Genomic DNA, 18,384 nt, shown 5'->3' on the forward strand with positions numbered 1-18,384 from the left:
CGTAATCGTGCATGAGAGCTGGGGCGCGGGGTACATCTCGACCATGCCCATCCGACGGTTATGTCCCCATTGACGGGAAACCGGGGGTGGGGATCACTCGTGGGTCGGGAAGACGGGGTAGGTCCTCATACGCGCGGAAATGCGGGGAGGGGACGCGTTATGCACAATGGAGCGATCATGTCGAGCGAAGTGCGCCATCTGGTGGACGGCGGCCGGGCTTTTCCGCTGGTCCGGCTGACCGGGGTGCTCGATGTGACAACTGCGCCGGAAATTCGGTCGGTGCTGCTCGACGTGCTTGCCGGGCAACCCGAGGCGGTGGTGGTCGATGTCGGCGATCTTCGGATCGGCGATCCGGCGGCCGTGGCCGTGCTGCGGGAGGTGTATCGGGAAACCGCCGACTGGCCGGCCGCCCGGCTCACGCTGTGCAACGCGGCCGACGTCACCGAGTGGCAGGGGACCGGGTGGCCGGTGGCAGCGGACTGTGACGGAGCTTTCGCACAGCTCGGCCTGCCCGCGGATCATCGGCTCAGTGTTGATCTGGAACCGCAGGTGGGCGCGGCGCGGCGGTCCCGGGAGCTGATCAACGACGCCTGCGCGCGGTGGGACCGGGGCGAGGTCGCCGGGTCGGCCTGCATCGTCGTCACCGAGCTGGTCAACAACGTGGTGCAGCATGCGCACACCTCGATGATCGTGCTCTTGGCGGCGCATGGCGACGACGGGCTCAGCGTGGCGGTGCGGGACAGCTCGGCGACCGTTCCGTCGTTCACCGGAGCGCCGGCGCCGACGTCCTACGGCGGCCGGGGCATGTTGCTGATCGATTCGGTGGCCGATCGCTGGGGCAGTCTTCCGCTCACCCACGGCAAGGTCGTATGGGCGCTGCTCTCGGGCGGCATGACCGGGGTCCGCCGCGGGTAGATTGCGACCATGCGAGACAACGACTACCCGTCCGAGGTGTCCGACCCGGAAGCATCAGGCCTTCCGGGGACGGCGGACGACGATTCCAACGCCTACGACTCCGTCGAGAGCAACCGCTGGGCCGACGGCGAGGACCCGGCCGCGCTGGCCGGTGTCGGGCCCGGCGGGTCCAACCGGTTCGGTGACACCGCCGAGGAGGCGCGCGAGGGCGAGTCCCTCGACGCGCGGCTCCGGCAGGAGGAGCCGGATGTCGGCGCCGAGGACCCGCTGCCGCCGCGCCGCGACCCGGTCGACGAGACGGTGGACAGCTCGGAGCAGCGCAATTTCGACGCCGACGTGTGGGGCGCGAGCCCGACGTCGGACCCGAAGTCGCAGATCTCCCTCTACGACGACGGCCAGCTGGACGACGACGACCCGCAGACGGTCGGTCGCCTGGTGGCGCCGGACGAGGGCTACGGCTTCGACGACGAGGCGGACAGCGTGGCCTACGACGCGGGTGCGGCCGGTGGCGGCGCGAGCGCCGAGGAGCTGGCCATGCACGAGACCAACGCCCCCGACTACGACTAGTCCAAGCCTTGTTCTATTGCGTAACGGGTCAATTCGACCCGGTTGTGCAGCTGAAGCTTGCCGAGCGTGTTCTGGACGTGGTTCTGCACGGTGCGATGGCTGAGCACGAGACGCTCGGCGATCTGCCGGTAGGACAGGCCCTTCGCGACCAGCCGCAACACCTCGGTCTCACGCTCGGTGAGCTTCGGCGTGTTCTCGTCGACCTTGTCGCCGGGCGCGCCCGCTAGTCGCCGGAACTCGCCCAGCACCAGGCCGGCCAGCCCGGGCGTGAAGACCGTGTCGCCGGCCGCGGTGCGCTGCACGGCGTCCACGAATTCCGACAGGGCGGCGGATTTCAGCAGGTATCCGTTCGCACCGGCCTTCATCGCGTCCAGGACGTCCTGCTGTTCGCCGCTGGCCGAGAGCATCAGGATGCGCACGTCCGGCAGCTCCTGCCGCAGGCCGTTGATCACCTCGACGCCGGACACGTCCGGCAGCTGCAAGTCGAGGACCACGACGTCGGGGCGCGCGGCCGCGGCGATCCGCACCGCCTGCTGCCCCTCGCCGGTGACCGCGGCCACTTCATACCCGGCCGCGGCGAGGTCGCGGCTCACACCCTCACGCCACATCGGGTGGTCATCCACCACCATCACCCGCACCATCAGGTCAGCCTAGTCAGGGTCATCTCCAACTCGGTGCCCTGGCCGGGGGCGGAAACGATGGTGACCCGGCCGCCCAGGTCGACGATCCGGCCGCGGATCGACTGGGCCACGCCGAGCCGGCCCTGCGCCTCGGCCTGCGCCAGCCGGTCGGGCTCGATGCCCGGGCCGTCGTCGCGAACCGTCACCACCACCTCGTCCGGCGCGTCCTCCACCAGGATGTAGACCTTGGTGCCGTCGGTGCAGTGGCGTTCCACGTTGTCCAGGGCCGCCGCCACCGCGGCGGCGATCTCCCGGGCGGCGTGCGCGGGCAGGCGGACCGGCTCGGCCGGGCCGGAGACGGTCACCGTCGGCGTCTCATGAACCCGCAGCAGGGCCATCAGGTCGGCATCGGCATCGTCGCCGGCCGGCACCGATCGGCCCGCGACCAGGCTGCGCAGCTTCGCCTCCTGCTCCCCGGCCAGCCGGGCCAGCTCGCCGGCCTCCCCGTCCAGCCCGGCGCCGCGCCGTTTCACCAGCGCCAGCACCTGCAGCACCGAGTCGTGGATGTCGCGGGCCAGCCGTTCCCGTTCCCGGGTGGCCGCCTCCAGCTCGACCGCCCGCTGCAGCCGCTCGTGCGCCACCTCCGCGATCCGCACCAGATAGCCGACCGCGATCGCGGCCAGCAGCATCAGCACCGAGCCGGTCAGCGCGGCCTGGTCGCGGTGGGCCCGGACGACGATGTCGGTGGCGCCCATCGCGAGCGCGCCGGCGATCCCGGCCCGGCGGCCGCCGGCCACCGCCCAGGCCAGCACCGGCGCGACGTGCCAGGCCACGGCGAGGGTGGGTTTGCCCTGCTCCAGCGCATGGCGGCCGACCACCGGCACGCTGGCGGCCAGGGCCGCCGCGGTGATCAGGAGATCGGCGACGAACAGCGGCGGCTTGCGGCGGGCCGGGTTCGCATACGCGTACGTGGTGAAGACCGTCCAGCCGAGCATGACCGCGACCACCGGCCACGCGAGAACGGGCCGCTCGTAGTGCGACACGTTCCGGATGACCAGGATCGTGGCGTAGGTCAGCGCGGCGATCCGATAGACCGCCACCGCCCGCCACAGCGGTGCCTGGAAGCCGTTGTCCCGCCCCTGCCGCATGCGCCGACCTTCCCACATCACAGAGTCCGGAGGGCGCCCCGCCCTGCACAAAGATCGGACGTCGCCTAACGTCGAAGCATCAGCACCGAAGTTCTGCTCACCGAGACGTTCGACCACAGCTCGATCACCGCGCTGCGGCACGCCGTCGCGTCCCGGGCTGCTGAGGCCGGCCTGACCGGCGACAAGCTGGACGATTTCGTGGTCGCCGTCAACGAGTTGTTGACCAATGCGGTGCGGCACGGCGGTGGCCTGGGCCGGGTGGCGCTGTGGAGTGCTGATCATGCGGTGGTGTGTGAGGTCAGCGATACGGGTACGGGTCTGCCGGAGGCAGTGCCGGATCGGCCGGTGCGACCTGCGGCGACCCAGCCGGGCGGCTGGGGCCTGTGGCTGGCCGAGGAGTTGACCGACTCCTTCGAGCTGGTCACCGGGAACGGCGGAACGACCGTACGGGTCTCGAGTCGGGTTCCTTAAGAGAGCCTTAAAACTAGGTCCCCGATCTTGCGGTAATGGCGCCGCGTCAACAAAGTCGTGCCTGCTGTTACCTGAGGGGGGTCAATGGTGCATGAGGCACGTCATCGTTCCGGCACACCGCGGTGGATGTCCCGGCCGAGAACCGTCGCGGTTCTGGCCGTGGTCGCCGCCGGCTTGGTGGCGGCTGTCTGGTTGCCGTCGCGTGACGATGTGGCCTCGGCCGACTCGCACCGGCGCAACCCCGCCCGCTACGGCCGCAGCGCCTTCGCCGACGACTTCACCGGCGGCCGCCTCGACCTGGCCAAGTGGGTGCTGCTGACGGACAACGGCACCCCGGTCAGCGACGGCGCCCAGCAGTCCGACGGCGAGGTCCAGATCACCCGGCTGCTGCGCTCGAAGCAGACGTTCACCGACGCGTTCGGGCACGCCGAGGCCCGGATCAAGGTGCAGCGCAAGAACGGCGTGTGGCGCGCGTTCTCGCTGCTCGACGAGAACGGGCGGGTGCCGCAGGGCACGCTCGAGACGATCGACGGCGGCATCGACCCGACCTCGGGACGCAATTTCCACACGTACGCCCTGGACTGGTCGCCGGAGACGGTCGTCTGGACGGTGGACGGCAAGCCGAGCCTGCGCCTGGTCCGGCAGGACGCCGGTGGGCCGCTGACCCTGGTGCTCAACCTGGCCACCGACGGTGACTCGGCCGGGCGCATGGAGGTCGACTTCGTGCAGGTGTTCACGAGCCCGTCCGGGCCGCCGACCGCCCCGTCCTCGCCGGCTCCCTCCTCGCCGGCCTCCTCCTCGCCGGCCCCGTCCTCGCCGGCCCCCTCGGAGTCGGAATCGCCGGCGCCGGACCCGACGGAGACGACCGAGCCGCCGGCCACCACCGAGCCCACCGCCGCCCCGACGACCACGTCGCCGGAGCCGCCCGCACCGACCTCGGCTTCGCCGACCCCGACCCCGACGGAGGCGCCGACCCCGGCCGCCAAGCCGTGGGCCGCCTTCACCAAGTACGCGGTCGGCGACCTGGTCACCTTCGGCGGCGCGACCTACAAGGTGCTCGAAGCGCACACCTCGCTCCCCGGCTGGGAGCCCACCAAGCTGCCCAATCTCTTCGAGAAGGTGTAACTAGGGGCCGATTTCTCCGGCTTGGGTTGACCGACGACGGTCTATTTATAAAGACTGTTGCCGGTAACGCACGCCTCTTCCCCGGAGGAATCCCCCATGCGTAAGACCCGTTTCCTTCTCGCCGCGGCCGTGGTCGCGACGACCCTCGCCGGCGGGCTCTGGGCCGGCACCCGCAACGACACGGCCGAGGCCGCGATCGGCGCGGTGACCTGGTCGGATGAGTTCAACGGCTCGTCCGGCTCCACCGTCGACCCGTCGAAATGGAAGTTCGACACCGGCGGCAGCGGCTGGGGCAACAACGAGCAGGAGTACTACACCACCTCGACCAGCAACGTCTATCAGGACGGCCAGGGCCACCTCGCGATCACCGCCCGCAAGGAGAACCCGGCCAACTACCAGTGCCACTACGGCACCTGCCAGTACACGTCGGGCCGCATCCTGACCGCGGACAAGTTCTCGCAGACCTACGGCCGGTTCGAGGCCAGCATCAAGATCCCGAAGGGCCAGGGCATCTGGCCGGCGTTCTGGATGCTGGGCGGCAACAACTGGCCCACCACCGGCGAGATCGACATCATGGAGAACGTCGGCAACGCCCCCAACACGGTGTACGGCACCGTGCACGGCCCCGGCTACTCGGGGGCGAGCGGCGTCGGCGGCAACAAGACGATCGGCTCACCGCTCGGCGACGGCTTCCACACGTACGCCGTGGACTGGTCCCCGAATCTGATCGTCTGGTATCTGGACGGCGCCGAGTACTTCCGGGTCACGCCGTCGAACGTCAGCGGCACCTGGGTCTTCGACCACAACTTCTTCATGATCCTGAACGTGGCGGTCGGCGGCTACTGGCCCGGCTACCCGGACGCGAGCACCGTCTTCCCGCAGACCATGCTGGTCGACTACGTCCGCGTCTCGGCCTGGAACAGCGACAACGGCGGCGGCACGACCACCGGCAACGCGCTCAAGAGCACCTTCAGCGGCCGCTGCATCGACATCCCGGGGGCCAACCCGGCCGACGGCGCCCGCCTGCAGACCTACGACTGCAACGGCAGCGCTGCGCAGAAGTGGACCGCCAACAGCGACGGCACGCTGCGGGCCATGGGCAAGTGCATGGACCCGGCCGGCGGGGCGCTGACCAACGGCACCCCGATCCAGCTGGTGACCTGCAACGGCAACCCGGTGCAGCGGTTCACCCTGTCGTCGGCCGGCGACCTGGTGAACGTCTCGGCCAACAAGTGCGTCGACATCAAGGACTGGAACAGCGCGAACGGCGCCACCCTCCAGTTGTGGGACTGCGGCGGCACGACCAACCAGAAGTGGACCAAGGCGTAGGAGTTATCCACAGGTAGAAAAGTCGGCGGCCAACCCCGCCGGCTTTTCTATTACCGTCTCGTGGCATGAGCTACATCGCCGCCATCGACCAGGGCACCACCTCGTCGCGCTGCATCGTCTTCGATGCCGCCGGCAGCATCGTGTCGGTGGCGCAGCGCGAGCATCGCCAGATCTTCCCGCGGCCCGGCTGGGTCGAGCACGACGCGGCGGAGATCTGGGCGGCGGTGCAGGAAGTCGTCGCCGAGGCGGTCGGCGATCTGGAGATCACCGCGGTCGGCATCACCAACCAGCGCGAGACGACCCTGGTGTGGGACAGAGCGACCGGCGAGCCGGCCGCCAACGCGATCGTCTGGCAGGACACCCGCACCGACGAGCAGCTCCGCCGATTCGACGCCGCCTTCGGCGAAAAGGCGTTCCACGAGCGGACGGGGTTGCCGCTCGCCCCCTACTTCGCCGGCTCGAAGCTGGCCTGGCTGCTCGACAACGGTCTGCGGGCGCGGGCCGAGCGCGGCGAGCTGCTGTTCGGCACGATGGACAGCTGGCTCATCTGGAAGCTCACCGGCAAGCACCTGACCGATGTCACCAACGCCAGCCGCACCCTCCTGATGAGCCTCAAAACCCTCGACTGGGATCCGGAGATCCTGGCCGCGGTCGACATCCCGGCGATCATGCTGCCCGAGATCCGTTCGTCGGCCGAGGTCTACGGCGAGGTCACCAGCGGCCCGCTGGCCGGGGTGCCGCTGGCGTCGGCCCTCGGCGACCAGCAGGCGGCGCTGTTCGGGCAGACCTGCTTCGCGCCCGGCGAGGCGAAATGCACCTACGGCACCGGCAGCTTCCTGCTGCTCAACACCGGCACCACCCCGGTCAGGTCGCAGCACGGCCTGCTGACGACGGTGGGCTACCGGATCGGCGACGAGCCCGCCGTCTACGCACTCGAGGGCTCGATCGCGGTGACCGGCTCGCTGATCCAGTGGCTGCGCGACAACCTCGGCCTGATCTCGTCGGCGGCCGAGGTGGAGGAGCTGGCCCGCACGGTCCCCGACAACGGCGGCTGCTACCTGGTGCCGGCGTTCTCCGGCCTGTTCGCGCCGCACTGGCGGGCCGACGCGCGCGGCGTGCTGGTCGGCCTGACCGGCTTCGTCAACAAGGGCCACCTGGCCCGGGCCGCGCTCGAGGCGACCGGCTGGCAGACCCGCGAGGTGATCGACGCGATGAACGCGGACGGCCGTACCCCGTTGGCCGCGCTGCGGGTCGACGGCGGCATGACGCAGAACACCCTGCTCATGCAGTTCCTGGCCGACGTTCTGCGGGTGCCGGTGATCCGGCCCACGGTGGCCGAGACGACGTGCCTGGGCGCGGCCTACGCGGCGGGCCTGGCGGTCGGTTTCTGGCCCGGCACCGACGCGCTGCGGGCCAACTGGCGGCAGGACGCGAGCTGGCAGCCGGCGTGGCCGGCCGCGGAGGTCGACCGCGAGCTGGGCCAGTGGCGCAAGGCCGTGCAGCGCACTCTGGATTGGGCCTAACCTGCCGCAATCTGGTAGCTGTCGCCGTAGACCCGCCAGCTCAGCGGCCCGGCCAGGTCGAGGTTGCTGCGCTGGAGAAACAGCCGCTGGGCGGTGTCGACGCGGGTGGTGTCGCGGTGCGCCTCTTCGGTGCGCATCTCGTCGGCCCGCGCGTCGAGGAACGCGGTGAGATAGCTGATCTCGTCGCCGCCGTCGGAGGGCGACTTCGCGGTGCGCAGCGCCTGCGCCCGGATGCCGCGCAGCCCGGAGATGCCGTGCATGACCGCCGCGTCGAAGTAGGCGAACTGGCCGAGGGCGCGCACCCCGTCGGCGCGGGCCATCCGCACGGACGGGTCGAAGTACATCCAGTCGCGCTCGTCCTCCTGCACCTTCTGGAAGATCGGGTCCTGGGCGGCGGTCTTCCAGGCCGTGGTGAAGCCCGGGTCGAGGCCCGCGTGCGAGTCGGAGCCGTCGACCGTGCGCAGCGCCGGGAGGTATTTCGCGAGCACGTTGGCGGGCTTGCGCCGGGTGTACTCGTTGACCACGTCCAGCATGTCGGACGTGCCCGAGCAGAAGCCGACGATCCCGGCCGTGTAGCCGCGCCCGTCCCCGATGTCCTCGATGTAGGCGTACTGCTCGCGCCAGCTCAACGTCGAGTTCTCGGCGCTGGCCACCAGCTCGAACGCGGTCTCCTTCTTACGGCCGTCGTCCAGCCCGGCGGCGAGCGAGCCGCTCACCGGCGTCACCGCCCGCAACGCGGCCGACTCCGGCCCGTACGCCTTGACCTCGGCCAGCGAATAGCCGCCGCCGGACCGCCCGCGCTGGATGGCCAGCACCCGCACGAACCGGCCGGAGCCGCCGAGCCGTTTCAGGTCGTCGGTGCCACCGTCGCCGGAGCGGGTGGCGTAGACGTCCTTCCAGTTGGCACCGTCCACCGAGGTCTGCACCCGGTAGGTCTTGGCGTACGCCTTGTCCCACCGCAACCGCACCCGGTCGATGGTCTGCATCCCGCCCAGATCGACCCGCACCCATTGGGTGCCCGGACCGTCGGTGCTGGCCCAGCGGGTGGCCGGGTCGGAGTCGGTGACCTGGCCGGCGACCCAGGTCGACCCGCGGACCGAGGACGCGATCGCCGACCGGCCGCGGGAGATCAGCACGTCGTTGTTGGCGCTCGCCGCGACCGAGATGGCCAGCGGCACGCTCAGGACCACCGTGATCCCGGCGCCGAGTGCGATCGTCCTCCGGCGTATGCGCATCCTTCAAAGCTAGGTCGGGCTTCGGAGAAGCCGCTGCGCTTCGCGGAATTTACTTCTTCCGCCGGCGCGCGATGAGAATCACGATGAGCACGATCGCGCCCACCACGACCAGGCAGCAGACGCCACCGAGGATGCCGAAGAAGCCGAAACCGCTGCGCCGCCGGCGGTATCGCGCCGCCTCGATCGCCACATCGGCCACACCGTTGCTCGCGGCCCACGCGTGCACCGGAACCACCAGGGTGAGCACCACGCCGGTAACCGCCGCGGCGGCCCGGGACCACCATTTCACTACTGCTGACATGTGTCCCATCGTGCCCGACCTGCGCAAGTGCGGTGGTACTCGGGACAGGCTGTCCGAATTGCGAGCGATCGGGCAGGGTAAGGGAGCAGCGGAAGCCGAACGAAGGGGTGCGGATGGACGCCGATCTGGTCGCATTGGCCGAGGCCCACGGGGTGGCCACCTGGTATGAGGACTGGCACCGCAAGCGCAAGGACGTGAGCGCCGAGTCGGTCGTCGGCGTCCTCGGGCTGCTGGGGGTCGACGCCACCACGCCGCCGACGATCAGGTCCGCGCTGGCCGCGGTCCGCGAGCGGGATTCACTCGGCCGGTTGCCGGGCACGATCGTGGTCCGCTTCGGCAGCGGCCGCGAGCTCCCCGGCTCCGGCGTGATCGAGCTGGAGGACGGCACCCGCCGCGATCTCACCGACGGCATCCCGGACGATCTACCGCTGGGCTGGCACCGGCTGCTGCTCGGCGGGCAGGCCATCACGCTGGTGGTGGTGCCGGCCGAGCTGCCCGCGCCGCCCGAGACGTGGGGCTGGATGCTGCAGCTCTACGCGCTGCACTCGGACGCCTCGTGGGGCATCGGCGACCTCGCCGACCTGCGCCGGTTCATCGGGCAGTCCGGCGAGCCGGGCCTGATCCTGCTGAACCCGCTGCACGCGATCACGCCGACCCTGCCGGTGCCGGCGTCGCCGTATTCGCCGTCGAGCCGCCGCTTCGCCAACCCGCTCTACCTGCACATCGAGGACACCGCCGAGTACCGCCGGGCCGACCCGCCGCTGCGGGTGAAGGTCGACGCGCTCAAGCCGGCCGCGACCAAGCTGATCGACTACAGCCGGGTGTGGCAGGCCAAGCGGGCCGCGCTGGAGATCCTGTGGCCGCTGGCCGGCGAGATCGACCTGGAGTCCGACCCGGGCCTCACCGACTACGCCCGGTTCTGCGCGCTCGCCGAGCTGTACGGCGCGAACTGGCAGGAGTGGCCGGCCGAGTTCCGCCGCCCGGACTCCCCGGCGGTGCGGGCGTTCCGCAGCGACCGGATCGGCTTCCACGTCTGGTTGCAGCGGCTGCTGAACGAGCAGCTCGGCGCGGCCAACGCGGCCGCCGCCGAGCAGGGCATGCCGGTCGGCATCGTGCTCGACCTGGCGGTCGGCACCGACCCGGCCGGTGCGGACGGCTGGCTGCTGCAGGACGTGCTGGCGGCCGGCGTGCACATCGGCGCGCCGCCGGACGCGTTCAACCAGCTCGGGCAGGACTGGGGGCTGAGCGCGTGGCGGCCGGACCAGTTGATCGAGACCGGCTACGCGGCCTACCGGGACATGTTGCGGCGGATCTTCAAGAATGCCGGCGGCCTGCGCGTCGACCACGTGGCCGGCCTGTGGCGCATCTGGTGGGTGCCGCCGGGCATGCACGCCGACAGCGGCACCTACGTGCTCTACGACCCGGAAGCGATGCTCGGCATCCTGGCCCTGGAGGCGACCCGGGCCGGCGCCGTGGTGATCGGTGAGGACCTCGGCACCGTGCAGCCCGCGGTCACCGAGGGTCTCGAACGCATGAACATGATGGGTTCGTCGGTGCTCTGGTTCACCCGCGACTGGAAGGACCCGGAGCAGGTCTTCTATCCGCCGGTCGACTACCCGCGCAACGCGCTTGCCACCATCTCCACGCACGACCTGCCGACCGCGGCCGGTTTCCTGGCCGGCGAGCAGGTCAAGGTCCGGGCCGAGCTCGGCCAGCTGGCCGGCTCGGTGGAGGACGAGCGGGCCACCGCCGAGAAGGACCGCGCCCAGCTCAAGGCGGCATTGCGGGCCGAGGGCCTGATCACCGGGGCGAGCACCGACGACGAGGTCGTGGTGGCGATGCACGAGTTCCTGGCCCGCACCCCCTCGCGGCTGGTCACCGCGTCGCTCTACGACGTGCTCGGCGAGCTCGACCAACCCAACCTGCCGGGTACCTACGACGAGTACCCGAACTGGCGGATGCCGCTGCGCCTTAGCCTTGAGCAGATCGCCGCGGACCCGCGCATCGAGCGCACCGCGTCGATCCTGCGCAACCGCTCGACCAAGGAGAACCGATGAGCTTCATGGACAAGGCCAAAGACTTCCTCGACAAGCACGACGAGCAGGTGGACCAGGCCCTGGAAAAGGTCGGCGACGAGGTCGACAAGCGGACCGGTAACAAATACTCGGACCACATCGACAAGGGCGTCGACGAGGCGCAGAAGCGGACCGGGGAAGGCGACACGGTCAACTAGCCCGGTCAACTGGCCAGCGGCTCCGGGCCCGGGTCGTCGTCCACGGCGAACAGCATCGGGTGCAGCGGGAGGAACTGGTCGCGCTGCCGGCACAGCGCCGGCGGGAGCAGCGAGGAGCGGTGTTCCGGGTGTTCGCCACAGTGGCGGACGGCCCGGGACACCGCGTCGTCGTGGTGCCGGCCGCCGCCGTATTCGCCGCAGCCCAGGCAGTCCCAGCGCCAGAAGAACTGGCCCTCCTCGGACTCGTACCGGCGGATGCGCAGCGGCGGGCCGGCCTCCTGCTTGGCCGCGGCCAGGATGGCGGGCATCGCGCCGGCCGGCGGCGGACCGGCCGGGTGGCGCGGCTGCTCGCCGATGATGTGCGCAAGCACATTGCTCGTGGACACGACCCACCTCCGTACTCAAATAAGCTTTTCTCAGTTTAAAAGCCCCATCAGGGCTTTTTTGTAGATTCCGGGTAATCAGGTGGCACAGCGCAGGAAATCGGACCGGATCGTCGAGACAGTGGCGTCCGGCGTCGCCGAATTGATCCCCGACGCCGACCGGCCCGACTCGTTCACCCTGCTGCTCGACGGCGCCCCGCAGTCGCACGTCGACCTGGCCGATCCGACCCATCTCGAATTCGAGTACGTCCGCCGGATGGCCGCCGCGATCGACCTGATCGCGCCGCCCGGGCAACCGCTGCGCGCGCTGCATCTCGGCGGTGGCGCGCTGACCATGCCCCGCTATCTCGCCGCGACCCGTCCCGGTTCCCCGCAGCGGGTGGTGGAGATCGACGGGCCGCTGGTGGAGATGGTGCGGCGCGAGCTTCCGCTTCCGGCCAAGGCTTCCATCCGGGTACGCGTGGCCGACGCGCGAGCGGCCGTCGAGGGAATGCGCGAGGCCGGGTACGACGTGGTGGTGCTGGACGTCTTCGCCGGCTCCCGCACCCCGGCCCACCTCGCCTCGGCCGAGTTCATCCAGCAGGTGGCCCGGGTCCTCGCCCCGGGCGGCTGGCTGATCGCCAACGTCGCCGACGGCCCGCCGCTGCGCTTCGCCCGCGGCCAGGTCGCCACCATCCGCTCCGCGCTGCCCGAGGCCTGTCTGGTCGCCGACGCCGCAGTGCTGCGCGGCCGCCGCTTCGGCAATCTCGTGGTGCTCGCCGGCCGCACCCCGCCGCCGATCGCGGAGCTCACCCGGCGGGCGGCCGGCGACTGGTTCCCGGGCCGGGTCGAGACCGATCTGGACCGTTTTGCCGGAGGAACGCTCCCGATCACCGACAGTAACGCCACGGCATCACCGACTCCGCCGGCCGGTCTGTTCAGTAACCGAAAGTGACGAACGGTCGGCCGAAGGTTCATCTAAATCCGGCCTGTCGTGTTGTCGTCAACAAAACCGGTGTGAATCGCGGCTGCTGACTTGTCGCGGTGCTTGTTACTCCGCTGTAATCGGACTCAGTCGCGTTCCGCTCGCGGCCGCCGACTGGGGGGTAGGCGCATGACCGACAAGTATTTTCCGGCCGCGCCCGGCGTGTCCGCCGGCGACGCCGCCGCTTCGCGTGTGCTGTGGAGCGGCCGCTGCGCCGTTGCCGAATACGCGTTCGAGGAGCCCAATTCGCTCCCGCGCTGGACGCTGCCCGAGGAGACCGAGGTCGTCGTCACCGACGACCGGGTCATCTACCGGGACGTCTCCACCGGGGCGACCGGCGACCTGCGCTGGCCGTGGCCGCAGCATCTGCGGGTGCAGCCGGGCAACCGCGACTCCGGCCGCTCGGCCACCGTCACCCAGATCCAGCTGGTCTGCGCCGGCCCCGGCGGCACGTTCCCCGCGCTCGTCCTCGCCGGTGGTGACATCGCCACGGTCGGTGATGCCGACCGTCTGGCCAACGTGTTACGCCAGACGATCGCGCGCTACCGGGTGGAGCACGCCGCCGAGCTCGGCATCCCCGCCCCGCAGGGCCGCATGCTGTCCCGCCTGGTCATCGGCCCCGAGTTCAGCAATTACCAGGGCGGCGAGGGCCAGACCGTGACGCTGCTCGGCGCCATCTCGGTGCAGGCGTCCCAGGCCGTTCCGCGCCCCCGCCCGATCTACGGCTCCGCCGCCGTGCCGGCCCCGGTCTCCGCCGCGCCGGTCTACGAGCCGGTCGCCGCCGCGCCGGAATATGCGCCGGTCCCGGCATACGAGCCGGCCGCCGCCGAGTGGCCGGTCGCCGTCCACGCCGAGTTCGGCACCTCGCCCCCGCAGACGCTGCGCCCCGGCTTCGACGCCGACACCGCGTCCCGGCCGGCCCGTCCCGCCGACGACACCGTCCTGCGCGGAGCCCCCGACCTGGCGACCCGCGCCGCCGACCTGGCCGCCCGGGTGGCCAACCTGGTGGCCGGCGGCGACTACGGCCAGGGTGCGGCCGAGTCCACCAACCTCTCCGCCTACCTGGGCAGCGCCGACGACCCGGCCGACCGCGCCGAGCAGATCCGGCGCACCGCGGCCCGGCTCACCACCAACTCGGCCCGATCCCGCGGTCTCAACCCGCGGCGCCCGGCCGACGACGAGATCGGCTCCCGCACCCGCCCGCTCTGACCAGCTGGCTCACCCGGCGGCGGCCGACGCGAAGCACCGGCCGTCCGCCACCCGGACCTCGTGCTCCTCGTGAGCCCGGCGCAGGAGATCCATCAGCTCGTCCTCGGCCCGGATCTTGACCCGGTAGCGCTCGGGCAGGCTCTTCAGGTTGGCCTCCTCCACGAGCAGGAGGTGGTAGATCTCGTCGCAGTAGTTCGGGTCCTTCTCGATGTCGAGGAACTCGGCGGCGCGGCGGCGGGCGGCCGCCACATACGTCTGCGCGCGGCCCTTCGGGCTCAGCAGCGACACCACCACGGTGAGCACCAGGATGCCGACGATCAGCGCGAGCGACACCGCGGTGGAGATCTCGGCGGCGTGGATCGGATCGCCGTCGTTGATGAACGGCACATTGTTCTCGTGCATGGCGTGCAGGATCAGCTTCACCCCGATCAGCGCCAGGATCGCCGCCAGACCGTAGGACAGGTAGACGAGCCGGTCGAGCAGCCCGTCGATCAGGAAATACAGCTGGCGCAGCCCGAGCAGGGAGAACGCGGTCGCGGTGAACACCAGGTACACGTTCTGGGTCAGGCCGAAAATCGCCGGGATGGAGTCGAGCGCGAACAGGATGTCGGTCCCGCCGATCGCCACCATGACCAGCAACATCGGCGTCATCACCCGACGCCCGTTCTGGTAGGTGAAGAGCTTGTCCCCGTCGTACACGTCGGAGGTCCGCAGCACCCGCCGGGCCAGCCGGATGATGATGTTGTCCGGCGCGTCCTCCTCCTCGCCGCCCTGCTCACGCAGCAGGTTGCCGGCCGTGATCAGCAGGATGAGCCCGAAGATGTAGAAGATCCAGGCGAACGAGTTGATCAGCGCGGCGCCCAGGAAGATGAAACCGGCCCGCGCCACCAGCGACACGGCGATCCCGACGAGCAACACCTTCTGCTGGTCGGCCCGCGGCACCCTGAAGCTGCCGAGCAGCAGCAGGAAGACGAAAAGATTGTCGACCGACAGCGCTTCCTCAGTCACATACCCGGCGAAATACTCGGCGCCCATCTGCCCGCCGCCGAAGATCGTGACACCCAGCCCGAACAGCAGCGCGATCGACACATAGATCGCCGTCCACCGGGCGGCCTCGCCGAGCGTAGGCACATGCGCCTTGCGCACATGAAAGAAGAAGTCGAAGAGCAGCAGACCGACGATGCCGAGAACGGTCAGCAGCCATAACATGCGCTCATCCTAGGGAGCGGTGACCGCCGAGCGCATTTGTGACCGGGTCAAAAACAGGGCGCCGCCGAGATCGGCCCCGCGCAGATCGGCCCCACGCAGGTCCGCACCGGTGAAATCGGCCCGCCGCAGATCGGCATCGCGCAGGTCAGCCCCGATCAGCAGGGCCCCGCGAAAACTCGCCCCGCGAAGATCGGCCCCGCGCAGCTTTCGCCCGATCAGGTCGGCGCCGCGATGATCGGCCCGCTTGGTGCCGGCTCGCGCGAGGTGACTGGCCTTCTGCAACAACGGATTGACCTTCCGCCGCTGCGCGTCCGCGTCGGAAGCAGCAGGCGTTCCGCCTGCGAGGTGGTCGATCTCCGCGAGAGCGTCCCGCATCTTCTTGTGTACGGGGTGAGCAGCGTCCAGCTCCAACGCCTCGGTCAGCAGCCACATCAGCTCATGCAGCTGCCGCACGACCGAGAGCTCGGCTCCCGGATTTTCCTGCGTGATCCGCTGCCCCGCCCCGAAGCAGTCGAACACCACGCACCCGTGAAAGCCCTTGTCATCGAGCCGATCGTGGATCCCGCAGCGGAAGTCCCCGAGCAGATTCGGACAGGCCTTACCAGCCGGTTTGTTGATGGCAAAATCCGACGATTTGGCAAATGCCGGGACAACACAGCAGAGGCCCGAGCAGCTCGCACAGTCCGCTTCGAGGATACGTCCACCCACCTGGCCCACTCTCCCAGACGGCGTCCCCGGTGGGCGTCTTGGGACCCGAGATGCCTTAGCACTGCCGAGGCGACGCGTGAGCCGACTTCCGTGAAATTCCCTCAGGAAATTGCCAGAAATTCCGCGTCACCCCTAACAGTTCCGGGACCTGCGACCGATTCATCAGGTGTCAAGCGGTGAGCACGGAAGCCCACCGCACAAAGGCCGCGAGGGCGACCGTCCGGATGGCTACGAAACAGGGGGAATGATCCTATGCGTTCTTTGGGCATGCTTCAGATCGCCGGTGGAGTCGTCGCAGCCGGTATCGTCGCTTCTGGCGCGACCGCTATGACCGGTACAGGTGTGTCGTGGCTCAACACCGGCACGGGCAAGCCCGCCCAGTACGTCGGCGGCACCGTGACCCAGACGGTGTCGGGTGGCGCGACCATCGACTCCATCGCCTACACCACCACCAGCAGCGGCACCAACGGTGCGGTCAACGACCAGGTCACCGTGATCACAATTGGCCTCACTGGCGCATCCGGGGCGTATCTGACAGTGACGCCGTCCAATACCGCCGGCGGATTCGGCGCCAGCGGCGCAGACGAATGGATTTGCACGGGCGACACCGCGACGACGACTACGAACAAGAGCGCCACCGCGCCGAAGGTCCTGCTGAATGCCTCGCCGGCCAGCATCGTCTGCGCCACCGGTGAATCCACTGGCCACACGACGACCGGCTTCTACACCGGGCTCACCGGCGTCGCGCTGGCCGTCACCAACAGCTAATCCACTCCGCTCGGCGACTCGGAATGCGACGCTGACGTCAGCCGCGAATCCCCGGGGGAACCGATCCAGAAGTCTCTGCGCACATACATCGTGGCCGCCATCCTCGGGATGGCGGCCATCGGTGCTTGGGCGGTCACCACCGAGCGGATCAGCTACGTGACGACCCACGGTGTCAGCATGAATCCCGTCTACTACCAGGGCGACCTGGTCTTCGTAGTGAAGGCCAATTCATACCATGTCGGGCAGATTGTCGCCTACCATGGTGACGTTCCCGGACAACGGGTCCTGCATCGCATCATCGGCGGGAGCGGCTCCGCGGGATTTGCGATGAAGGGGGACAACAATGAGTCGGTCGACCCGCTGACCCCCACGACCGAGGAGATGATCGGCCGCGCCGTCCTGCACGTTCCGCACGGTGGCATCTGGCTGAAACCGCTGCTGAGCCCGACCGGCCTGGGGATGTTCAGCTTTCTCATCTTCACTGGTGGGGCTACGGCGGCACGAACGCGGCGGGAAATCCCGCGAGGACGCCGGAAGAAAAAGGTGAAGGCCATGTCGTCCGGCCAGTCAGGCTCGTGGGCGACCGCCACGGCGGTCCTGAAGGCGGTCGAACGGCTGTCGCCTCCGCTACGCGCAGCCGCAGCGGTCGCTGCGGTGTTGACCGTCCTAGCGCTGGCCTCGGGAGTTCTCGGCTGGATGAAGCCGGTCGTCGAACAGCAGGCCGCCGCAAGTACCCCCAGCCAATCGATCACCTATTCATACTCGGCAAAGGTGCCGAAATCGGCTGCCTACGACGGCACGACGGTTGGGCCACCCGACCCGATCTTCCGCAAGCTCGCCGAACGAGCCACCCTTAACGCACGCTACGAGGGCCCGGCCGGCGCCTTCGCACTGACGGCCACGCTGACCAACGGGACCGGCTGGCACACCACCCAGACCTTGGTGAGCAAGACGTTCTTCAGCGGCACACGCTTCGACGCAACCGTCCCTCTCGATTTCCCTGCCTTAGTCGCGCGGGCCGACGACGCATCCCGAGCCATCGGCGCTGCCCCCAGCGGGGCGGTCATGGTGGTGCTCAACGCCCGCGTGGAGTCCGTCGGCCTGGGATCTCTGACCGCACCCTTGCAGCTTGCGGTGAGCCCTCTGCAAGCCAACATCACCAGCGGTTCCAACCTCACCACCAAGGCCGGAGCTACGGCAGCAGCCGAAGTAACGGTGGCTCGCAAGATAAAAATCTTCGGGCTTTCTCTGATGACCGCCTCGAAAGCTCGTTCGAACGCGATTCTCCTGCTGATCGGCGCGATTGTGATCGCGGCGGTCGTCCTCTTCGCCGCCCTCCGCCGCATGCCGGTGCGTACCCGCGCCGAAATCGAGCGCCGCTACCCCCAATTGCTGGTGCACGTGGAGCCGATGGCCAGTCCGCCCGGTAAGCCGGTGGTCAGCGTGGACAACTTCCCCGCGCTCGTGAAGCTGGCCGAGCGCTATGGGCAGATGATTCTCACCTGGCGGCGGCCGGACGCTGATGACTTCGTCGTGCGGGATGAGGGGATCACCTATCGCTACCGGGTGCCGCTGGATGAGCCGACGCTGCACAACGTCGAGATGATCAATCGGCCCTCGTCGGGGGCACATCGGGAGCCGGCGGACTCGCCGGTGTTCTGACGGGGTGTCTTGAC

Annotated in this window: 18 protein-coding genes and 1 pseudogene; 12 read left to right on the top strand and 7 right to left on the bottom strand. The window is 69.6% G+C overall.

Annotation, left to right across the window (positions count from 1 at the left end; translation table 11 throughout):
- The first annotated feature begins 177 nt into the window (after positions 1-177).
- Positions 178-915, top strand: a complete 738-nt coding sequence (locus Adu01nite_RS03115; RefSeq protein WP_239132102.1) for an ATP-binding protein — start codon at positions 178-180, stop codon at positions 913-915.
- Positions 916-924: 9 nt separating this feature from the next.
- The gene (locus tag Adu01nite_RS03120) at positions 925-1,482 is read left to right on the top strand and encodes a DUF5709 domain-containing protein (RefSeq protein ID WP_203724687.1); all 558 of its coding nucleotides are present in this window, start codon (positions 925-927) and stop codon (positions 1,480-1,482) included.
- On the opposite strand, the gene Adu01nite_RS03125 is transcribed toward Adu01nite_RS03120, so the two are convergent.
- Complete coding sequence (locus tag Adu01nite_RS03125; protein WP_203724688.1) at positions 1,479-2,123, bottom strand: response regulator; 645 nt, start codon at positions 2,121-2,123, stop codon at positions 1,479-1,481. The genes Adu01nite_RS03120 and Adu01nite_RS03125 overlap by 4 nt on opposite strands.
- Complete coding sequence (gene macS / locus Adu01nite_RS03130; RefSeq protein ID WP_203724689.1) at positions 2,123-3,250, bottom strand: MacS family sensor histidine kinase; 1,128 nt, start codon at positions 3,248-3,250, stop codon at positions 2,123-2,125. Before macS ends, Adu01nite_RS03125 begins: the two co-directional genes overlap by 1 nt.
- 123 nt (positions 3,251-3,373) lie before the next feature.
- Here macS and Adu01nite_RS03135 point away from each other — a divergent pair, with 123 nt between their 5' ends.
- The 4 genes from Adu01nite_RS03135 (at position 3,374) to glpK (ending at position 7,698) form a co-directional block, all read left to right on the top strand.
- Positions 3,374-3,721 (top strand): ATP-binding protein, encoded by a 348-nt coding sequence (locus Adu01nite_RS03135; protein ID WP_344518095.1) that lies wholly within the window; start codon positions 3,374-3,376, stop codon positions 3,719-3,721.
- A gap of 126 nt (positions 3,722-3,847) precedes the next feature.
- Positions 3,848-4,846, top strand: coding sequence for a carbohydrate-binding protein (locus tag Adu01nite_RS03140; RefSeq protein ID WP_203724690.1), 999 nt, complete (start codon positions 3,848-3,850; stop codon positions 4,844-4,846).
- Positions 4,847-4,942: 96 nt separating this feature from the next.
- Positions 4,943-6,175, top strand: a complete 1,233-nt coding sequence (locus tag Adu01nite_RS03145; protein WP_203724691.1) for a glycoside hydrolase family 16 protein — start codon at positions 4,943-4,945, stop codon at positions 6,173-6,175.
- A gap of 65 nt (positions 6,176-6,240) precedes the next feature.
- Complete coding sequence (gene glpK / locus Adu01nite_RS03150; protein WP_203724692.1) at positions 6,241-7,698, top strand: glycerol kinase GlpK; 1,458 nt, start codon at positions 6,241-6,243, stop codon at positions 7,696-7,698.
- On the opposite strand, the gene Adu01nite_RS48355 is transcribed toward glpK, so the two are convergent.
- Together Adu01nite_RS48355 and Adu01nite_RS03160 are read right to left on the bottom strand one after the other, a co-directional pair.
- The gene (locus Adu01nite_RS48355) at positions 7,695-8,933 is read right to left on the bottom strand and encodes a chitosanase (protein WP_203724693.1); all 1,239 of its coding nucleotides are present in this window, start codon (positions 8,931-8,933) and stop codon (positions 7,695-7,697) included. The two genes, glpK and Adu01nite_RS48355, sit on opposite strands and share 4 nt — an antisense overlap.
- Before the next feature lie 49 nt (positions 8,934-8,982).
- Positions 8,983-9,234: a hypothetical protein gene (locus Adu01nite_RS03160; RefSeq protein WP_203724694.1), complete on the bottom strand. Its 252-nt coding sequence runs from the start codon at positions 9,232-9,234 to the stop codon at positions 8,983-8,985.
- A 113-nt stretch (positions 9,235-9,347) separates the two neighbouring features.
- Between Adu01nite_RS03160 and malQ the strand changes: the two genes are divergently transcribed.
- Complete coding sequence (gene malQ / locus Adu01nite_RS03165) at positions 9,348-11,291, top strand: 4-alpha-glucanotransferase (protein ID WP_203724695.1); 1,944 nt, start codon at positions 9,348-9,350, stop codon at positions 11,289-11,291.
- A complete protein-coding gene (locus Adu01nite_RS03170; RefSeq protein WP_203724696.1) occupies positions 11,288-11,467 on the top strand; it encodes an antitoxin in 180 nt (59 codons plus the stop codon). Before malQ ends, Adu01nite_RS03170 begins: the two co-directional genes overlap by 4 nt.
- Positions 11,468-11,472: 5 nt before the next feature.
- On the opposite strand, the gene Adu01nite_RS03175 is transcribed toward Adu01nite_RS03170, so the two are convergent.
- Positions 11,473-11,853: a hypothetical protein gene (locus Adu01nite_RS03175; protein ID WP_239132103.1), complete on the bottom strand. Its 381-nt coding sequence runs from the start codon at positions 11,851-11,853 to the stop codon at positions 11,473-11,475.
- A gap of 79 nt (positions 11,854-11,932) precedes the next feature.
- Here Adu01nite_RS03175 and Adu01nite_RS03180 point away from each other — a divergent pair, with 79 nt between their 5' ends.
- Both Adu01nite_RS03180 and Adu01nite_RS03185 read left to right on the top strand, forming a co-directional pair.
- On the top strand, positions 11,933-12,784 hold the full coding sequence (locus tag Adu01nite_RS03180) for a spermidine synthase (protein ID WP_203724697.1): 852 nt from the start codon (positions 11,933-11,935) through the stop codon (positions 12,782-12,784).
- Between the two features lie 159 nt (positions 12,785-12,943).
- A complete protein-coding gene (locus tag Adu01nite_RS03185; RefSeq protein WP_203724698.1) occupies positions 12,944-14,023 on the top strand; it encodes a translation initiation factor 2 in 1,080 nt (359 codons plus the stop codon).
- 240 nt (positions 14,024-14,263) lie between these two features.
- Here Adu01nite_RS03185 and Adu01nite_RS03190 read toward each other — a convergent pair.
- Together Adu01nite_RS03190 and Adu01nite_RS03195 are read right to left on the bottom strand one after the other, a co-directional pair.
- Positions 14,264-15,232 (bottom strand): annotated as a pseudogene (locus tag Adu01nite_RS03190) (TerC/Alx family metal homeostasis membrane protein); the annotation flags it as partial.
- A gap of 9 nt (positions 15,233-15,241) precedes the next feature.
- Positions 15,242-15,940 carry a pentapeptide repeat-containing protein gene (locus tag Adu01nite_RS03195; RefSeq protein WP_239132104.1) on the bottom strand — a complete coding sequence of 233 codons (699 nt, stop codon included), beginning with the start codon at positions 15,938-15,940 and terminating at the stop codon, positions 15,242-15,244.
- Between the two features lie 267 nt (positions 15,941-16,207).
- On the opposite strand from Adu01nite_RS03195, the gene Adu01nite_RS03200 reads away from it, so the two are divergent.
- Together Adu01nite_RS03200 and Adu01nite_RS03205 are read left to right on the top strand one after the other, a co-directional pair.
- Positions 16,208-16,708 carry a hypothetical protein gene (locus tag Adu01nite_RS03200; RefSeq protein ID WP_203724701.1) on the top strand — a complete coding sequence of 167 codons (501 nt, stop codon included), beginning with the start codon at positions 16,208-16,210 and terminating at the stop codon, positions 16,706-16,708.
- Positions 16,709-16,798: 90 nt separating this feature from the next.
- Positions 16,799-18,370 carry a signal peptidase I gene (locus Adu01nite_RS03205; RefSeq protein WP_203724702.1) on the top strand — a complete coding sequence of 524 codons (1,572 nt, stop codon included), beginning with the start codon at positions 16,799-16,801 and terminating at the stop codon, positions 18,368-18,370.
- The last annotated feature ends 14 nt before the right edge of the window (positions 18,371-18,384 follow it).

It is taken from the genome of Paractinoplanes durhamensis, from assembly GCF_016862175.1.
Taxonomy (GTDB): Bacteria; Actinomycetota; Actinomycetes; order Mycobacteriales; family Micromonosporaceae; genus Actinoplanes; species Actinoplanes durhamensis.

What these genes read in the sequence shown, in the direction of transcription:
- Adu01nite_RS03160 (WP_203724694.1), bottom strand. Translation starts at nt 9,234, where the DNA reads ATGTCAGCAGTAGTGAAATGGTGGTCCCGGGCCGCCGCGGCGGTTACC.
- Adu01nite_RS03170 (WP_203724696.1), top strand. Translation starts at nt 11,288, where the DNA reads ATGAGCTTCATGGACAAGGCCAAAGACTTCCTCGACAAGCACGACGAG.
- Adu01nite_RS03140 (WP_203724690.1), top strand. Translation starts at nt 3,848, where the DNA reads ATGTCCCGGCCGAGAACCGTCGCGGTTCTGGCCGTGGTCGCCGCCGGC.
- malQ (WP_203724695.1), top strand. Translation starts at nt 9,348, where the DNA reads ATGGACGCCGATCTGGTCGCATTGGCCGAGGCCCACGGGGTGGCCACC.
- Adu01nite_RS03125 (WP_203724688.1), bottom strand. Translation starts at nt 2,123, where the DNA reads ATGGTGCGGGTGATGGTGGTGGATGACCACCCGATGTGGCGTGAGGGT.
- Adu01nite_RS48355 (WP_203724693.1), bottom strand. Translation starts at nt 8,933, where the DNA reads ATGCGCATACGCCGGAGGACGATCGCACTCGGCGCCGGGATCACGGTG.
- Adu01nite_RS03120 (WP_203724687.1), top strand. Translation starts at nt 925, where the DNA reads ATGCGAGACAACGACTACCCGTCCGAGGTGTCCGACCCGGAAGCATCA.
- Adu01nite_RS03145 (WP_203724691.1), top strand. Translation starts at nt 4,943, where the DNA reads ATGCGTAAGACCCGTTTCCTTCTCGCCGCGGCCGTGGTCGCGACGACC.
- Adu01nite_RS03200 (WP_203724701.1), top strand. Translation starts at nt 16,208, where the DNA reads ATGCTTCAGATCGCCGGTGGAGTCGTCGCAGCCGGTATCGTCGCTTCT.
- glpK (WP_203724692.1), top strand. Translation starts at nt 6,241, where the DNA reads ATGAGCTACATCGCCGCCATCGACCAGGGCACCACCTCGTCGCGCTGC.
- macS (WP_203724689.1), bottom strand. Translation starts at nt 3,250, where the DNA reads ATGCGGCAGGGGCGGGACAACGGCTTCCAGGCACCGCTGTGGCGGGCG.
- Adu01nite_RS03185 (WP_203724698.1), top strand. Translation starts at nt 12,944, where the DNA reads ATGACCGACAAGTATTTTCCGGCCGCGCCCGGCGTGTCCGCCGGCGAC.
- Adu01nite_RS03115 (WP_239132102.1), top strand. Translation starts at nt 178, where the DNA reads ATGTCGAGCGAAGTGCGCCATCTGGTGGACGGCGGCCGGGCTTTTCCG.